This window comes from Namhaeicola litoreus (assembly GCF_042679565.1).
GTDB classification, from domain to species: domain Bacteria; phylum Bacteroidota; class Bacteroidia; order Flavobacteriales; family Flavobacteriaceae; genus Namhaeicola; species Namhaeicola litoreus.
Genome location: NZ_JBHTMY010000001.1, coordinates 384,865 through 402,361 on the forward strand (window position 1 = coordinate 384,865; position 17,497 = coordinate 402,361).

11 protein-coding genes are annotated in these 17,497 nt (G+C 34.2%); 3 read left to right on the forward strand and 8 right to left on the reverse strand.

Annotated features, from left to right (window positions below; all coding sequences use genetic code 11):
* Positions 1–27 precede the first annotated feature (27 nt).
* Positions 28–1,197 (forward strand): efflux RND transporter periplasmic adaptor subunit, encoded by a 1,170-nt coding sequence (locus ACFQ39_RS01795; RefSeq protein WP_377175829.1) that lies wholly within the window; start codon positions 28–30, stop codon positions 1,195–1,197.
* Between the two features lie 3 nt (positions 1,198–1,200).
* On the forward strand, positions 1,201–4,701 hold the full coding sequence (locus ACFQ39_RS01800) for an efflux RND transporter permease subunit (RefSeq protein WP_377175831.1): 3,501 nt from the start codon (positions 1,201–1,203) through the stop codon (positions 4,699–4,701).
* Here the strand turns inward: ACFQ39_RS01800 and ACFQ39_RS01805 are convergent.
* From ACFQ39_RS01805 to ACFQ39_RS01815, 3 genes are read right to left on the reverse strand one after another with little or no spacing between them, the layout of a single operon-like run.
* Positions 4,698–6,923, reverse strand: coding sequence for a patatin-like phospholipase family protein (locus ACFQ39_RS01805; RefSeq protein ID WP_377175833.1), 2,226 nt, complete (start codon positions 6,921–6,923; stop codon positions 4,698–4,700). The two genes, ACFQ39_RS01800 and ACFQ39_RS01805, sit on opposite strands and share 4 nt — an antisense overlap.
* A 22-nt stretch (positions 6,924–6,945) precedes the next feature.
* Positions 6,946–8,733 carry an excinuclease ABC subunit UvrC gene (gene uvrC, locus ACFQ39_RS01810; RefSeq protein ID WP_377175835.1) on the reverse strand — a complete coding sequence of 596 codons (1,788 nt, stop codon included), beginning with the start codon at positions 8,731–8,733 and terminating at the stop codon, positions 6,946–6,948.
* On the reverse strand, positions 8,730–9,344 hold the full coding sequence (locus tag ACFQ39_RS01815) for a DUF4230 domain-containing protein (protein WP_377175837.1): 615 nt from the start codon (positions 9,342–9,344) through the stop codon (positions 8,730–8,732). The genes uvrC and ACFQ39_RS01815 overlap by 4 nt, the downstream gene beginning before the upstream one ends.
* 99 nt (positions 9,345–9,443) lie before the next feature.
* Between ACFQ39_RS01815 and ACFQ39_RS01820 the strand changes: the two genes are divergently transcribed.
* Complete coding sequence (locus tag ACFQ39_RS01820; RefSeq protein ID WP_377175839.1) at positions 9,444–10,688, forward strand: aminotransferase class I/II-fold pyridoxal phosphate-dependent enzyme; 1,245 nt, start codon at positions 9,444–9,446, stop codon at positions 10,686–10,688.
* Here the strand turns inward: ACFQ39_RS01820 and ACFQ39_RS01825 are convergent.
* From ACFQ39_RS01825 to ACFQ39_RS01845, 5 genes are all read right to left on the reverse strand, one after another.
* A complete protein-coding gene (locus ACFQ39_RS01825; protein WP_377175841.1) occupies positions 10,685–11,353 on the reverse strand; it encodes a lipoprotein signal peptidase in 669 nt (222 codons plus the stop codon). The two genes, ACFQ39_RS01820 and ACFQ39_RS01825, sit on opposite strands and share 4 nt — an antisense overlap.
* A 16-nt stretch (positions 11,354–11,369) precedes the next feature.
* Positions 11,370–11,957, reverse strand: coding sequence for a hypothetical protein (locus tag ACFQ39_RS01830; RefSeq protein ID WP_377175843.1), 588 nt, complete (start codon positions 11,955–11,957; stop codon positions 11,370–11,372).
* A 64-nt stretch (positions 11,958–12,021) separates the two neighbouring features.
* Positions 12,022–12,402 (reverse strand): TraR/DksA family transcriptional regulator, encoded by a 381-nt coding sequence (locus tag ACFQ39_RS01835; protein ID WP_377175844.1) that lies wholly within the window; start codon positions 12,400–12,402, stop codon positions 12,022–12,024.
* A 1-nt stretch (position 12,403) separates the two neighbouring features.
* Positions 12,404–15,814, reverse strand: a complete 3,411-nt coding sequence (gene ileS / locus ACFQ39_RS01840; RefSeq protein WP_377175846.1) for an isoleucine--tRNA ligase — start codon at positions 15,812–15,814, stop codon at positions 12,404–12,406.
* A gap of 119 nt (positions 15,815–15,933) precedes the next feature.
* Complete coding sequence (locus tag ACFQ39_RS01845) at positions 15,934–17,478, reverse strand: OmpA family protein (RefSeq protein ID WP_377175848.1); 1,545 nt, start codon at positions 17,476–17,478, stop codon at positions 15,934–15,936.
* Positions 17,479–17,497 lie beyond the last annotated feature (19 nt).

Genomic DNA, 17,497 nt, shown 5'->3' on the forward strand with positions numbered 1-17,497 from the left:
ACGAATTATCTAATTATAACGTCCTCCATGAAAAATTCATTAATCCTCATCACATTTATGCTAATTTTAAGTTCTTGTGGTGAAAAATCAGAGCTTTCTGTTGAAGAAGTGATTTCAACCGGTGATCTCGAAAAAATAAGAAATCAAAGAACTAACTTAGAAGCAACTTATCACCAACTTTCTGAGCAGATCAAATTACTCGATGAAGCCATTCAGAAATTAGACACCACCGCTAAGTTACCTTTGGTTACAACCCTTTCTGTGGTAAAGCAAAATTTCACACATTATGTTGAGTTACAAGGGAGTGTAAAAACAAAAGAAAATATCATCATTTATCCTGAAATAGCTGGTATTTTGAAAGAAATAACCGTGAAAGAAGGACAACAAGTTAATAAAGGCAAATTACTCGCAATTATTGATGATGGCGGTATGGCACAACAGGTTTCACAAATGGAAATTCAGGTTGATCTAAGCAAAACAACATTTGAAAGACAAGAAAGGCTTTGGAATCAAAAGATTGGAAGCGAAATGGAATATCTTCAATCAAAATCAAATTATGAAGCACAGAAGAAATCATTGGAACAGATGAAAATTCAATTGAGTAAGACAAGGATTACTGCTCCATTTTCTGGGGTAATTGATGATCTAATGACAGAAGAAGGAAGTTTAGTTTCCCCAGGACAATCACCACTTTTTAGAATTGTCAATCTTAAAAACATGTATATAGAGGCTGATGTTCCTGAAAGTTATGTGAATGACATTGTTAAAGATAAACGAGTTGATGTAGAATTTCCTGCATTGGGAAAGAGTATGGAGACAAGCGTAAGACAAGCCGGAAATTTCATCAATCCCGCAAATAGAACATTTAAAGTTGAAATTGCCGTTCCTAATACAGAAAAGCACATCAAACCAAATTTAACAGCTCGCTTAAAAATTAATGATTACAGTAGTGAAAGTGCAATTTTGATTCCTCAAAGTTTAATTACAGAGAATGCCGAAGGGCAACAATACATCTATATAGTAAAAAATAAAAATGATAACAACGAGGCCTTAGCGGAAAAAACATTTATTACAACTGGTAAGACGCAGGGCGATTTAATTGAAGTCTTAAGTGGCTTAGATAGTGGAAATGAAATCATCAAAGAAGGGGCAAGAAGCGTACGAGAAGGTCAACATGTTAAAATTTTGGAACAGTAAACCATGGCAGATCAGAAGAAAATTATAGACAAAGAATTTGGCCTGTCATCATGGGCAATTCACAACAAAACAACCATATACGTGGTCATTTTTGTTATTCTAATGATGGGCATATCAGCATATTACAGCATGCCACGAGAAAGTTTTCCCGAAATTAAAGAAACGAAAATTTATGTGAGTTCTATCTATCCTGGAAATACAGCTGAAGACATAGAAAAACTTATTACAGATCCTCTTGAAGAACAACTCAAGACAGTGAGTAATGTGGTAGAAATTACCTCGACTTCTCAAGAAGATGTTTCTATGATAGTTGTAGAATTTGATGAGAATATTACTGTAGACCAGGCATTACAAAAAGTAAAAGACGAAATTGATTCTGAAACAGCAAATGAAGATTGGCCCACTTTTAATGGAGCAAAAGTTGAACCATCTGTCTTTAATTTGAGTTTATCAGAAGAAATGCCTATCATGAATATCAACATCTCTGGAGATTATCCCATTGATAAGCTAAAATTATTCGGAGAATACTTGCAAGATGAAATCGAAAATCTAAATGAGATTAAGCAAGTTGATATTCGAGGCGCTCAAGAAAAAGAAGTTGAAGTAGCTGTAGATATTTATAAAATGATGGCAGCTACGGTTAGTTTTGACGATATCATTGGTGCTATTAATAATGGAAATGTTACCATGTCTGCCGGAAATATTATCGCCAGCGGACAAAGAAGGACTATTAGAATTGAAGGCGAAATAGAAAACCCTTCTGCACTAGACAATTTTGTAATCAAATCTGAGAATAACAATCCGGTGTACCTAAGAGATGTTGCAGTAGTAACCTTTAAGGACAAAGACCGAACAACCTATGCACGAGAATTTGGAGATCCCGTTGTAATGCTCGATGTAAAAAAACGAGCGGGGAAAAACATGGTTGAGGCTTCAGATAAAATAAGAATTATTGTTGATGAAGCAAAAGAAAATCAGTTCCCAAAAGATTTACAAGTTCAAATTGCCAATGACCAATCCTCTGTAACAATTGGCCAGGTAGATGACCTTGTTAATAATATCATTTTTGGTGTATTACTTGTAGTAACTGTTTTAATGTTCTTCTTAGGATTTAAAAATGCTCTTTTTGTTGGTTTTGCAATACCCATGTCCATGTTCATGTCGCTTATGATTTTGAATATGCTGGGATACACTTTGAATACGATGATCCTTTTCGGTTTAATTATGGGATTGGGTATGTTGGTGGATAACGGAATTGTCGTTGTAGAAAACGTATATCGACTCATGGATGAAGAGGGAATGACCAGAGTTGAGGCTGCCAAAAAAGGGATTGGAGAAATCGCATTTCCCATTATTATTTCTACCGCAACTACTGTTGCTGCATTTATCCCCTTGGGTCTGTGGCCAGGTGTAATGGGTGAATTCATGATTTTATTGCCAATTACCTTATCCGTTGTTTTAGGCTCGTCTTTAATTGTTGCCATTTTCTTTAATTCTGTCCTGGTTTCTCAGTTTATGACAGTAGAAGATGTCGATATGCCCAAGAATAAAATCATTAGAATAACCGCAATTATGTCAGCCATTGGGTTATTAATTGTCGTTTTTGGTGGTGCCTACCGAGGTTTGGGTACAATTATGATTGTAACCTCTATCTTACTCTGGATTTACAGGTTATTTTTAAGAAAATGGGCAAATTATTTTCAGGAACATATTTTAACCAAGTTTGAGAATTTTTACGAGCGCCAGTTGAGAACCGCTCTCACGGGATGGAGGCCTTATTTGTTATCGATTGGCACATTGGTATTATTGATTATTTCATTTATCACATTTGGTATTTCTTTAGGAAGTCAAAGAACAAAAGTTGAGTTTTTCCCAGATAATAAACCAAATCAAATTATTGTTTATATCGAATATCCAGAAGGGACAGATATTGAGAAAACAAATGCAATTACAAAACAAATAGAAGAAAAAATTTATACTGTTTTAGAAGATGACCTGTACAGAGATGGCGACTATAATTTTATGGTAGAAAGCGCTGTCTCACAAGTTGGCGAAGGCTCCGGAAATCCTCAAACAGATGCTGGCCTGACTTCAGAAATGCCTCATAAAGGTAAAGTTACTGTTTCTATGCGCGAGTTTAAGTACAGAAAAGGACAAGATAGTGAGTTGTTGAGACAAAAAGTTCAAAAAGCACTTGTTGGAATTTATCCAGGTGTACTTATTTCTGTAGAAAAAGATGCTAACGGACCACCGGTTGGACCGCCAATCAATATTGAAATTGAAGGAAATGATTATCAAGAATTAATTACGGTTGCTGAACAGATGAGGGACTATATTAACTCTAAAAACATTTCTGCCATAGATGAATTAAAGATTGATGTAAATAAAGATAAACCGACCATGCAGGTTTTGGTAGATCGTGAAAAGGCCGGAGAACTGGGTGTAAGTGCAGGTCAGGTAGGTCAGCAACTTCGCAATTCAATTTTTGGAAGTAAAGCTGGTGTATTTAAAGAAGGTGGTGAAAGCTATGATATTTATGTTCGTTTTGATGAAAATGACCGTTACAATACAAGCGCCATTTTCAATCAAAAAATTACGTTTAGAGATATGGCCTCTGGTAAAATTAGAGAAATTCCGGTTTCAGCCGTAGCTAAACAAAGTAATAGTTCTGGATTTAATGCTATAAAACATAAAGATGTTAAGAGAGTCGTTACACTTTATTCAGCGCTTTCACCCGGCTATACTGATGCGGCAGCAGCTGTTAAACAAATTCAGAACGAAATGAAATCCTTTGAAGGTATGCCGAAAGGAATTAAAATTGATTACACTGGCCAAATTGAGGAACAAAATAAGCAAATGGCCTTCCTTATGGGTGCTTTCTTCTCCGGATTGGCATTGATTTTCTTTATTCTAATTTTTCAATTCAACTCGGTTTCAAAACCAGCTATCATTATGCTTGCAATTTTCTTAAGTTTTATTGGCGTTTTTGGCGGACTTGTGATTACAGGTAAACCTTTTGTGATTATGATGACCATGATGGGAATTATTTCACTCGCAGGAATTGTAGTGAATAATGGAGTCGTTTTATTGGATTACACCCAATTATTGATTGATCGAAAAATTGCTGATGACGACCTGGCAGACAATACAATTTTAGAAGAAGACGAATTAAAAGAAGTAATTGTGAAAGCAGGAAAAGCGCGTTTAAGACCTGTTTTGCTAACAGCGATTACAACCATTTTTGGTTTAGTACCACTCGCCATTGGATTCAACATTGATTTCTTCTCATTGTTCACTAATTTTGATCCTAAAATCTATTTTGGAGGGGATAACGTGGTATTCTGGGGTCCATTGGCATGGACCGTTATTTACGGTTTATTTGTAGCTACTTTTTTAACTCTTATCATCGTACCTGTTTTATTCTTTTTAGTTTCAAGGTTAAAAAGATGGTTACGAAGGAAATTTTCTTCGGATGTAGTAAAGGTCAATTCAGAATTAGTTTAGAACCAATATCCTAAGTTAAAATACCAAAAGTTCTCTTTGTTATCTGGGTTCCAGGCATATTTTAATTGTATGGGACCCAGAAACGTATTGATGCCATATCCAAATGCATAACCTGACCTAGTGTCTTGAAAGATTTTTCCGTTGTTCCAAAGATCATCGTCGGTCCTGGCAAAATTACCAGTAAAGCTGACAAACTGATTTTTGAAAAGCTCATATCTAATGGTAAGAGCAGATCTTAGGTAACCAGGACCTGATAGATCACCTATTTCATATCCATAAAATGGTACGAAGGTATTGACAAAGTTCTCATTATTTCCTCCCAGAAAATAATCGAAAATTTGATTATTGGAAGAACCTATGGTAATTCCTCCTTCAGATATGAGGTGTAATGTTAGTCTATCTATAAAAGTATAGGCATATCCTAAACGTCCGTAAAGTAAAGAAAACGAGTCAAAATTGTTGTACTTATCAGTAGACAATAAATAAACAATGTAATTGGTATTAAAGAAAAATCCTGTTTTAGGAAAGAATTGTACGTCGTAAGAATCAAATGTAAGCTGGCCAAAAAGATTGAAATAATTATTGTCTTCAAAAAAGAGCTTTTTACTGTCACCTTCTACCAATTCATTCGTATAAACTCTCAATAATTTATCCTCTACACCTAACCTCAATGCCATCTTATTCTTTAAGGTAGTTTGAAAATAAAGCCTTGTCGTAAAATCATTGTATTGCACCGGTACTTTTACCTGAAACAACTCCTCTTCCCTTGTTGGTGGTGCATTTTGAACAAAAAAGCTCTTTTCAAAAGAATTGAACCTAGAATTAATCCCGAAGCTCCAATTAAAACCATTGTCTATAAAATAGTCAAAATTGAATCTAAAATTATCGCCAACAACTACATCTGCGGATAAAAAATCATTGTTAAAAAAAGCATATTTCTTGGTGAAATTTAACAATACTCCTGATTTATATAAATCGTCATAGTGCAGACCTAATTTTACAAAACTCGATGATGTTTCTTCTCTGATATTAAATTCTACTTTTATACCACCATCAACTTGAACGAATTTATACATAATACTCTTAAAGTTTTTAGTCGCACTTAATGCATTTATGCCATCGTAAAAGTCGCTATGGGTAATATATTCTCCAGACCTAATACCCAGTTTTTTTAAACAGTATTCATCAGTATAGTGATCGTTTCCTTGAATTGTAATTTCTTTGATATAAAAAGTCTCCCCTATTTCGAACGACCGAATAGAGTTATGAGGTCTTTTCACTGTCTGCTGGGATGCTATATTTTCAAGTCCGGCAATATGGTTCATTGCACCTTTTTCTCCCACACCTACTAGCTCAATTGCTTTATCGAAGGAAAAATCATTATAGTTTGTGATATCAGGTTTAATATAAACATCGGTTAATGCCACTTTTTTTTCGATATCCTGATACATTTGATAACCTGCAATTTGCATCAGGACTTCTGGCGCCGTACCTAAATCATCATATTTATGCAATGTACCCTGAACATCAACACCAATAATGTAATCTACTCCTTTTTCCTTTAACTTTTCTATGGGGTAATTATCTCTTAAACCTCCATCTACTAGAACGCGTCCGTCAATCACTACCGGTGCCAAAAATGAGGGAAAAGATCCACTAGCCCGTATCGCTTCTGGCAAAAAACCTTTATCTAGCACAACTTCTTCTCCCGTTTCCAAATCAGTCGCGATACAAAAAAAAGGAATAGGCAATTTCTCAAAATCTTGAATTTCGTGCACGTGTTCTGTAAGTCGCGAAAAAAGATCAAAAATGCTCTGCCCTTTTGATATCGAAGAAGGTAATCCAATTTTACCTTTTTTAATGGGTAAAATTACTGAATACTTGCCGTCATTTTCCTTTTGATAGAAATTAGAAGCACTCCTAGGCAGTTTATCTTGTAAAAGATCCTGCATATCATAAGTCTTAAGGATCGAATCTAACTCTCGAGCATTATATCCGGCAGCATATAAACCTCCAATAATTGAACCCATGCTTGTTCCGGCGATATAATCTATTCGAACGCCAGATTCTTCAATTATTTTAAGTGCACCCACATGTGCAAAACCTTTTGCTCCGCCTCCACTTAAGACCACACCCACTTTTACATCTTTTTTTTGATCAAGATTTTGACCAAAAAAAGAAATCGTCGAAATAGAAAGGATTAAAAAAAGTAATTTTTTCATAGACGGAGAACTAAATACAAATCTATTGTAATTCATGGAAATATCCATAAATTTTGTAAGCCTTATCTTTTCCAATTGAGCTAGATAGATCTTCTAAAGTTAGTTCTTTGATTCGTTTCACGGATTTAAATTCTTTTAATAATTTAATTCGTGTTTTTTCACCGATCCCCTGAATTTGATCTAACTCATTTTTTATGGCCTCTTTATTTCTTTTACTACGGTGATGAGTTATCCCAAATCTGTGTGCTTCATTTCTGAGCATTTGAATAACTTTTAGGGTTTCCGATTTTTTATCTAAATATAAGGGTACAGGATCATTTGGATAATAAATCTCCTCCAGTCTTTTAGCAATACCTAAAATGGCAACTTTACCCTTTAATCCAAGTATCTCCAAACTCTTTACGGCAGATGAAAGTTGTCCCTTACCCCCATCTATGACGATTAATTGTGGTAAGGGTTCATTTTCATCAATTAACCTTTTATATCTTCTGTGGACTACTTCTTCCATCGAAGCGAAATCATCAGGACCCTCAACCGTTTTGATATTAAAATGCCGATAATCTTTCTTGCTCGGTTTTCCATCTTTAAAAACAACGCATGCTGCTACGGGATTGGTTCCTTGTATATTACTATTATCAAAACATTCTATATGCCGGGGTTCTGATTTTAATCTAAGATCTTTTTGCATTTGCTTCATGATCCTGTTGGCATGTCTTTCAGGATCAACAATTTGAATTTGTTTGAATTGCTCTTGTCTAAAGAATTTGGCATTTCTTAAAGATAAATCAACAATCTTCTTTTTGTCTCCGGTTTTTGGCACCGTTACTTTAATATCTTCCCCTAAATCTAGCTTAAATGGCACATAAATCTCTTTTGTAATTGAATTAAACTTCTGTCTAATTTCGACTATGGCAAGAGGCAACAATTCTTCATCCGATTCATCTAGCTTTTTCTTTATTTCTAAGGTATGTGATTGGATAATGGCGCCGTGTACTATTTTTAAAAAATTGACATAAGCAAAACCTTCATCGCTAAGTATGGAAAAAACATCTACATTACTAATCGATGGATTTACAACCGTTGATTTTGCTTGGTAATTTTGTAATAATTCCAATTTTTCCTTGATCTTCTGAGCTTCTTCGAACTCTGCCCTATTTGCAAAATTGTGCATCAAATGTTGAAATTGTTTTATAGCAGAACTAAAATTTCCTTTAATAATATTCCTAACTTCTTTTATTTCAGTCAAATAGTCATCTTCCGCCTGAAGGTTTTCACAAGGCCCTAAACAGTTTTTAATGTGAAATTCAAGGCAAACTTTAAATTTATTCTCATTAATATTTTCTTGGGAGAGATTATAATTACATGTCCTAATCGTATACAATTCTTTTATAAGCGAAAGTAAAGCGCGAGCAATCTTAACCGATGTATAGGGTCCGTAATATTCAGATCCATCTTTTATTAAATTCCTCGTTAAAAAAACCCGGGGAAACGATTCGTTCTTTATACAGATCCAAGGATAGGATTTGTCGTCTTTTAATAAGACATTATAACGAGGTTGGTATTTCTTGATCAGGTTATTTTCCAATAAAAGGGCATCAGCCTCAGTATTTACAACAATGTGCTCAATAAAATCTACCTTTTTTACAAGTACCCTTGTTTTGCCATTGTCATGTGTTTTTGTAAAATACGATGAAACTCTTTTTTTGAGGTTTTTGGCTTTACCAACGTATAGCATCTTCCTGTTTTTATCATAAAACTGATAAACACCAGGCATTTCGGGTAAAGATTTTAAACTCAATTCTACACTCAAAACTTTGGTTTTTGCTTTACAAAATTATCTAAAAAAGATGATTCTGTTTCGTCTACAACTTCCCAACCCAAAATTGCCGAAAGCTCGTAGATTTTGGTAAGCTCTTCTACCAATCTCTTTTTTGCATCTAATTGAAGATAAGTTACCTCTGCTGTTTCTCGTATTTTTCTGATACTGGATTTGTTAATTTGGTTGAGCTCCTCTTTGGTAAATGAATTGAATGTACTCTGCTGAAGATCGAAATATTTTACATCAGGAATTATATTTACCTCTTCTTGGGGTATTTTTTTAAGGATAATTTTTCTTTTTACTGAATCTACTTCTACTTCCAATTGATTGAGGTCAAAAGAGACCTGAACCTTTGCATTTACAGTAACAATGGCACTTTTTTTAAACTCAAAAGTGTCATAAAAATACTTTTTGGCATTTTCATAATTATACACTTCACTAAAAGTTCCTTCTGAAACAATTAATTTACTCATATTTTCAATACCGTGTAAAATAACCTGTGTTTCTTCTTTATGAAAACTCTTCTCTTTTTTGGTAAACCATAGCTGACTGATTAAAATACCCAACAATACCAACAATAAATAAAGAAATGTTTTATGCATGATTCAAAATATTCAGTTATTGATTATATTATAAATTCGTAAATTTGTATCCGATTTCAACCTTATATTTACATATTTTTTAAAATAACATCACATACGATGAAATATTGGAAAAAACTATCTACCCAAGAACGCAAAGAAATAATCGAAAAAGCCCTTGCCGATAACGTCGATTTTATGAATGATAATTCTTTGGGTTACCCTGCTTCAAAATTAGACAACCGAGTGTTTTACAGCGATGCTCCTTTTCTGAAAGATGCACCCACTTTGCAAACTTTTGTTGCTAATCCTAATCATATAGGTTGCCACACTTATGGTACTTCCGAAAAAGCATTTAAAGGTACGCAAGAAATCGAAAGAATGGTATTAAAAGTTTTGGCGGTTGATGTTTTTAAGTGTGAAGATGAGCAATTTGACGGATATATAGCGACTGGCGGAACAGAAGCCAACATTGAAGCCATGTGGATTTTTAGAAATTTATTTAAACGAGAATACGGTGCTAAAAACGATGAAATTGCCATCCTTGCCTCAGATGATACGCATTATTCCATCCCAAAAGGTGCCAATTTACTGCAAGTAGATTTGCTATCCATTCCTGTTCATTTTGAAACTCGCGAAATAGACCGAGTAAAACTTAATGAGATTGTTTTAAATGCTAAAAATCAAGGAAAGAAATATTTTATCGTTATTGCTAATTTGGCAACCACCATGTTTGGTTCTGTCGATAATCCGGATGTTTATACAGATCTTCTAGAAGAATTGAATTTGGATTACAGGCTTCATATAGACGGTGCATATGGAGGATTTGTTTATCCTTTTAGCAATAAAGATTCTGAGATCAACTTTACAAATCCGAAAATCAGTTCTATAACAATAGACGGACATAAAATGTTGCAAGCTCCATATGGAACAGGTGTTTTTTTATGTAGAAAAGGATTAATTGAAAATGTTTTGACCAAGGAAGCTGAATATGTTGAAGGCATGGATTTAACCTTATCAGGGAGTAGATCCGGCGCCAATGCAGTGGCCTTTTGGATGATACTTTTTACGTATGGCCCCTATGGTTGGTTCGAAAAAGTTAGTTTATTACAAATGAGAACAGATTGGTTATGTAATGAATTAGATCTGTTAAAAATTCCGTATTTCAGAGAAGAAAAAATGAATATTGTTACAGTTCGATCTGAGTATATTAAAAAAGAAACTGCTGATTTATTTGATCTGGTACCCCAGAAACACAATAATGAAAATAGATGGTACAAGATTGTTTTAATGGATCACGTAGAAGTTGATGATCTCATCGTTTTTATAAATGCGCTTAAAAAAGATATGAATTTGCCTGTTTAATGCTTTTTATGGGGAAAGACTTTTTTATTGAAAAGTAGGAGAATCGCAACGCCTATGCTGATGGATGAATCAGCAATGTTAAAAACCGGATCAAAAAAAGTAAAACGTCTGTTTTCGAAAAAAGAATAATATTTATTACCAAAAAAAGGCAGCCATTCTGGTGTTGTAAAATTGATCGGTTTTAACCATTCGGGTAGGTTAGCATCAACAATAGGAAAATAAAGCATGTCCACCACTTTTCCATGAAATAAACTACTATAACCTCCATCTGGCGGAAAAAATGTCGCTAGTTTTTGATAACTATCGTCAAAAATAACTCCATAAAAAACAGAATCAATAATGTTACCTAAAGCACCAGCAAATATTAAAGAGATGGCAACAATTAATAATTTATTACCTTTATTTTTGATCGATTCATACAACCAATAGCCAATTCCTGTGATTGCAACCAAGCGAAACAAAGTGAGAAATAATTTTCCAGATTCTCCTCCAAACTCTTTACCCCAGGCCATTCCGTTGTTCTCTAAAAAATGAATTCTAAACCAATCCCAGCCAAAGACCTTGATTTCTTCGCTCAGAACAAAATGGGTCTTGATGTAAATTTTACTGATTTGATCAATTAACAAAACAGCGAATACAATAATCAGTGATTTTTTTAAAGACATAATTCGAGAATTCAATCTACTTTAAATAAATATTTCCGTTAATGGATTTTACTATTAATTGATTTTTTTGAGATTGATAAAAACCAGACAAACTATTTGATGCTTTTACTTCATTTACAAAGGTCAGATCTGTTTCCATCACACCTAAATTGGTTACAATGTTAACTTCAGTATCATTAATCGTGCAATGAACATTCCCAACATTTAAAAACATATCCACTTCACCCTTAAATGGTTCAAGGTGAATTTCTCCTTTTTGTAATTCGATCCTAAGCTTACCATCAAAGTGATTCACATCACATATTCCCTCCTCGATAACCAAATCAACCCGTTTATTTCTTGGCATATCTATAATATAAGCCGCATAAACAGGCTGTACCGCACATATTTTTGAAATATCTCCTTCCTCAATAAAATTGCTATTTTGCTGCGAAATGATGAAAAAATTCCCTCTTTCTTCCACATAGAAATTTAAATATCCACCAAAGTCATCAAATGCATTAATTTTTATTAAATCTCCGTCATAACTTCTTACTTCAACTCGATCTATAAGATCAAAACGCAACATGACTCTTTCTGCTTGGGTGGAATAAGATTTTATCACTATATTTTTTTGTTGACCGTAAAAACTAGTGATAAATAGCCAAACAAGAATGTGGAAGATAAATCTAATTTTGTTTTCTTTTTGCTTCAATACTTAAGGTGGCATGAGGAACCAATTTCAATCTTTCTTTTTGAATTAGTTTTCCTGTTTCTCTGCAAATACCGTAGGTTTTATTCTCAATTCTCAATAAAGCATTTTTAAGATCCCGAATAAATTTTTCCTGACGAATCGCTAATTGTACATTCGCCTCTTTGGACATTGTTTCTGAACCTTCCTCAAAAGCCTTAAAAGTTGGAGAAGTATCGTCGGTTCCATTATTTGAATCATTCTTATATGAAGTTCTAAATGATTCCAACTCCTCTTCAGCTTTTTTGATTTTCTCTAAAATGATAACTTTGAATTCGGCTAAATCCGCATCAGAGTATCTAACTGCTTGCTCATTCATTTTACTGCATTTTATCTATTAGTAGCATTGTTTTTATGCCGTCAAATTCTATATAATTTCCGTTTTCAAGATTGTCTTGAAAAATTAGTTCATGGGTTAAAGTTTCACTTTTGATATAATCTTTATTACTTTCAACCGCCTTTTCTAAAATCTCATCCTTTTTAATCAATAACCTAATTTTATCAGTAACTTCAAGTCCACTTTCTTTTCTAAGATTCTGAATTCTATTGACCAATTCTCTGGCTATTCCCTCATTCTTTAAAGATTCTGATATATTAACGTCAAGGGCTACCGTTAAATTGCCTTGGTTAGCTACCAACCAACCTGCAATATCCTGGGTAGAAATTTCAACCTCCTCTAACAGAACTTCTTCTTCCTTTCCATTGATGTGAATAGTTACCTTTCCGTTTTGCTCAAACAATTTAATCGCATCGCCATTTAATTGTTGTAACTCTCTTGCTACCAACTTCATGTCTTTGCCAAATTTAGGTCCTAAAACCTTGAAATTTGGTTTGATGTTTTTGACAATAATTTCTGAGGCATCATCTAACAGATCTATCTCTTTTACATTTACTTCAGACATAATTAGGTCGCGTACGGCAAATATATCATTTCTGTCGATATCATCTAAAATCGGAATCATTATTCTCTGAAGAGGTTGTCTTACTTTTATCATTTCCTTTTTTCTCAATGATAAAACCAAAGAAGATATTTTTTGAGCTTTTTGCATTTTTCTCTCCAAATCATTATCAATCAAAGATTCGTTAACTTTTGGAAAATCGGCTAAATGCACTGATTCAAAATTAGATTTCTTTGTGTTAGAAGTAAGATCCCTGTACAATTGATCCATATAAAATGGAGCAATTGGAGCCGCCAAAATTGAAATTTGCTCTAAACAAGTAAACAAAGTTTGATATGCAGAAATCTTGTCTTGGTGGTATTCTCCTTTCCAGAATCTTCTCCTGCATAAACGCACATACCAGTTGCTCAAATTTTCTGTTACAAAATCTTGTATTTCACGCGCTGCTTTGGTAGGTTCGTAATCATCATAGAATTTTTCTACCCGTTTGATCAGCGTATTTAATTCAGATAAAATCCACCGGTCGATTTCGGGACGATCCCCTTGAGGAATATCATTTTCTGAATAGGTAAATCCATCTATATTGGCATAAAGAGAAAAGAAAGAGTAAGTATTATAAAGAGTTCCGAAGAATTTTCTTCTCACCTCATCTACGCCTTCAATATCAAATTTAAGATTATCCCATGGATTGGCATTCGAAATGAGATACCAACGCGTCGCATCAGCCCCATAATTTGTCATGGTTTCAAAAGGATCAACTGCATTTCCCAATCTTTTCGACATTTTTTTCCCATTTTTGTCTAAAACCAATCCATTTGATACTACATTTTTGTAGGCAATTGAATCAAAAACCGCAGTGCCGATGGCGTGTAAGGTATAAAACCAACCTCTGGTTTGATCTACACCTTCTGCTATAAAATCTGCCGGGAAAAAGGAACCTTCGTCAATCTTTTCTTTATGCTCAAATGGATAATGCCATTGTGCATAAGGCATGGCGCCGGAATCAAACCAAACATCAATTAAATCAGATTCACGCGACATTGGCTTACCCGAGGGAGAAACTAAAATAATTTGATCGACTATATTCTTGTGTAGGTCGATTTTGGCATAGTTCTCATCAGACATATCCCCAATAATGAAATCTTCAAACACATCCGCATCCATGAATCCGGCAGAAACGGATTTTTTCATTTCGGCTTTCAGCTCTTCGACAGAACCAATTAGTGTTTCCTCTAATCCATCTTCTGTTCTCCAGATTGGTAATGGTGTTCCCCAAAAGCGAGAACGAGAAAGATTCCAATCATTGGCATTTTTTAACCAATTACCAAATCTTCCCTCTCCAGTTGATGCTGGTTTCCAATTAATCTCACCATTTAATTCAAACATTCTTTCACGAACATCTGTGATTTTTACAAACCATGAATTTAAAGGGTAATATAAAATTGGCTTATCTGTTCTCCAGCAATTTGGATAACTGTGTTTGTACTTTTCTACTTTAAAAGCCTTGTTTTCTTCTTTTAATCGAATGGCGATCTCAACATCTACAGATTTTTCAGGAGCTTCCCCTTCTTCATAATATTCATTCTTTACGTATTTGCCCGCATGCTCTTGCACATGTTTGGTAAATCTTCCTTGTAGATCTACCAACGGTACCGGTTGGTCATTCTCATCTAAAACCAACATTGGCGGCACTTCAGGTTTAGCCTGTTTTGCTACAAGTGCATCATCTGCACCAAAAGTAGGAGCCGTATGAACTATCCCTGTTCCATCTTCGGTAGTAACAAAATCGCCAGAAATAACCCTAAACGCATTTTCTGGATTTTGATAAGGCAAAGCATAAGGCAATAATTGTTCATATTTTATATCTAACAAATCATTTCCAACACAAGTAGCAAGAACAACATATGGTATTTTCTTATCCTCTGGCTTGTATGCCTCTATTCCCTCAACAGAGTCGACCTTTTTATATTTTTTATCAAACTGATTATTCACTAAACTCTTAGCCAAAATAACAGTTATAGGTTCAAATGTATACTGGTTAAATGTTTTTACAACTGAATATTCTATCTTTTTGCCAACCGTTAAAGCCGTATTTGAAGGTAAAGTCCAGGGTGTTGTTGTCCAAGCCAAAAGATAGATATCCTCTTCTAAATCTTTTAGGAATTGCGGTAACGATTCTTGTTTTGCTTTAAACTGGGCAACAACAGTAGTATCAGTTATATCTTGATAAGTTCCTGGTTGGTTTAGTTCATGCGAGCTCAACCCTGTACCAGCTTTAGGAGAATAAGGCTGAATCGTATAACCTTTATATAGAAGACCCTTTTTATACATTTCTTTAAGTAACCACCATAAAGATTCCATGTATTTAGGCTGGTAGGTTACGTATGGATCATTCATATCTACCCAATAACCCATCTTTTTGGTCAAATCTTCCCAAATATCACTATACCGCATGACGGCTTTTTTACAGGCTTCATTGTATTCGCTTACAGAGATTTTTTTTCCTATATCTTCTTTGGTAATTCCCAATTCCTTTTCCACACCTAATTCAATGGGTAAACCATGTGTATCCCATCCGGCCTTTCTTTCAACCTTGAAACCTTGCAAGGTTTTATAACGGCAGAATAAATCCTTAATTGTTCTGGCCATCACATGGTGAATACCGGGTAAACCATTGGCAGATGGCGGGCCTTCAAAGAAAATGAAAGGTGTTTTACCCTCTCTTGAAGTAATACTTTTTTCGAAAACCTTCTTTTCTTCCCAGTATTTTAGTGTTTCTTTTGAAACTGTATCAAGATCAAATGCTTTGTATTCTCGAAATATTTTACCCATTATTTTACCTCCTGTAAATTGAACCGCAAAAGTACATATTTTATCTATTTATTTAAGGGCTAAACAAAAAAAAGCACCTTAAAAAAGGTGCCATTCTCTTTACTATTAGCAGTTTAATTTTATTTCACGATAATCAAAAATTCTGTTCTTCTATTTTCTTGATGTTGAATTTCGGAACAGTTCACATTGTTCTTACATTCATTAATCAATTCTGTTTCTCCGTAACCTTTACCCGTTACACGCTTTGGATCTGCGCCCAATGAAATAAGATAGTTTACGGTTTCTACGGCTCTTCTCTGCGTTAATCTCAAGTTATAAGTATCTCCTCCTCGAGCATCCGTATGGGCCCCAAACTCTACTACCATTTTTGGATATTTTTCAAGAAGCCTAACAACTTTTGCCAATTCATCTTTAGATTCTTCTCTTATTTCTGCACTATTTAATTCAAAATTGATAGATTCTATGTTCAATAGTTCTTTGTTTCTAACGATAATAATATCTTTTTCTTCCAATTCTAAAACCACTTCATTATCGAAAGCATTTATTTCGCTTGTTTCAAGACTTTTTTCAAAATCGAAATAACCAAATTTAGAACCTCCTAATTTATAGTTTGTGCCGCATGAAACCGGGAATTTAAATTTACCATCGGTCAAAGTTTCAATTCTTCTAATTTTATTCCCTTTGTCATCATATAAAGTAGCGAAGGCATTTTGCAATGGCAACTTCGTGATATTATCAACAATTGTTCCTGTTATTATTTGATCACAAATTGGATTTACCGTTTCCTGCTTGAAGAAATAAATATCGTCATCTCCTTTACCCTTGCTACGATTAGACGAAAAATAGCCTTTCTGCGTTTCTCCATTAATCATGAATGAAATATCATCTGCCTTGCTATTCATCGGAGTACCGAGGTGAATTGGATCAGTAATAGAGCCATCCAATTTAGTCATGTAAATATCAAAGCCTCCCTCACCTCCAGGTTTATTTGATGAAAAATAAAGTACACTCCCATCAACAAATGGAGTAAATTCCTTGTATTTGGTATTAACAGTTGGCCCTAAATTCCTGGGTTTTCCGTAATGACCATCATTAATTTCTACTTCGTAAATATCGGTATCTCCAATCCCTCCGGGCATATTTGAAACAAAGAATAACTTTTTACCATCAGCCGATAACATGGGTTGCCCGGTATCATAAGAATCACTGTTAAATGGAAGGCTTTTAAAATTTGTCCAATTCCCAGATTTATCTATTTCAGCCTTAAATATTTTTAAGTGTTCAGATTTTAATTCTCCGTGCAAATAGTTGTTTGAGGTAAAATAAACTTCATCTAAATTAGGCGTAAATGCCACAAAAGCATCATGGTATTTAGAATTCACGGCTTGTGAAAAATTACTTACTTTTTCTATTTCACCATCAGGTGTTACATCACCGATATAAAGATTTAAGAAAGGTTGATCATTACCTTCCCATTTTCTATTTGATATACCGTCATTTCTTGATGATGAAAAAACAATTTTATTCTTTCCAAAAAAAGCGGTACCGAAATCACTGTACTTTGAATTTGCTTTTAAATTTTTAACAGAATAACTGGGTGCTGTTAATTGAGCATGAATAGGTAGAAAGTGAATTAAAAATAAAACAATGAATATTTTTTTCATTTGAACAAAATTATCAAGA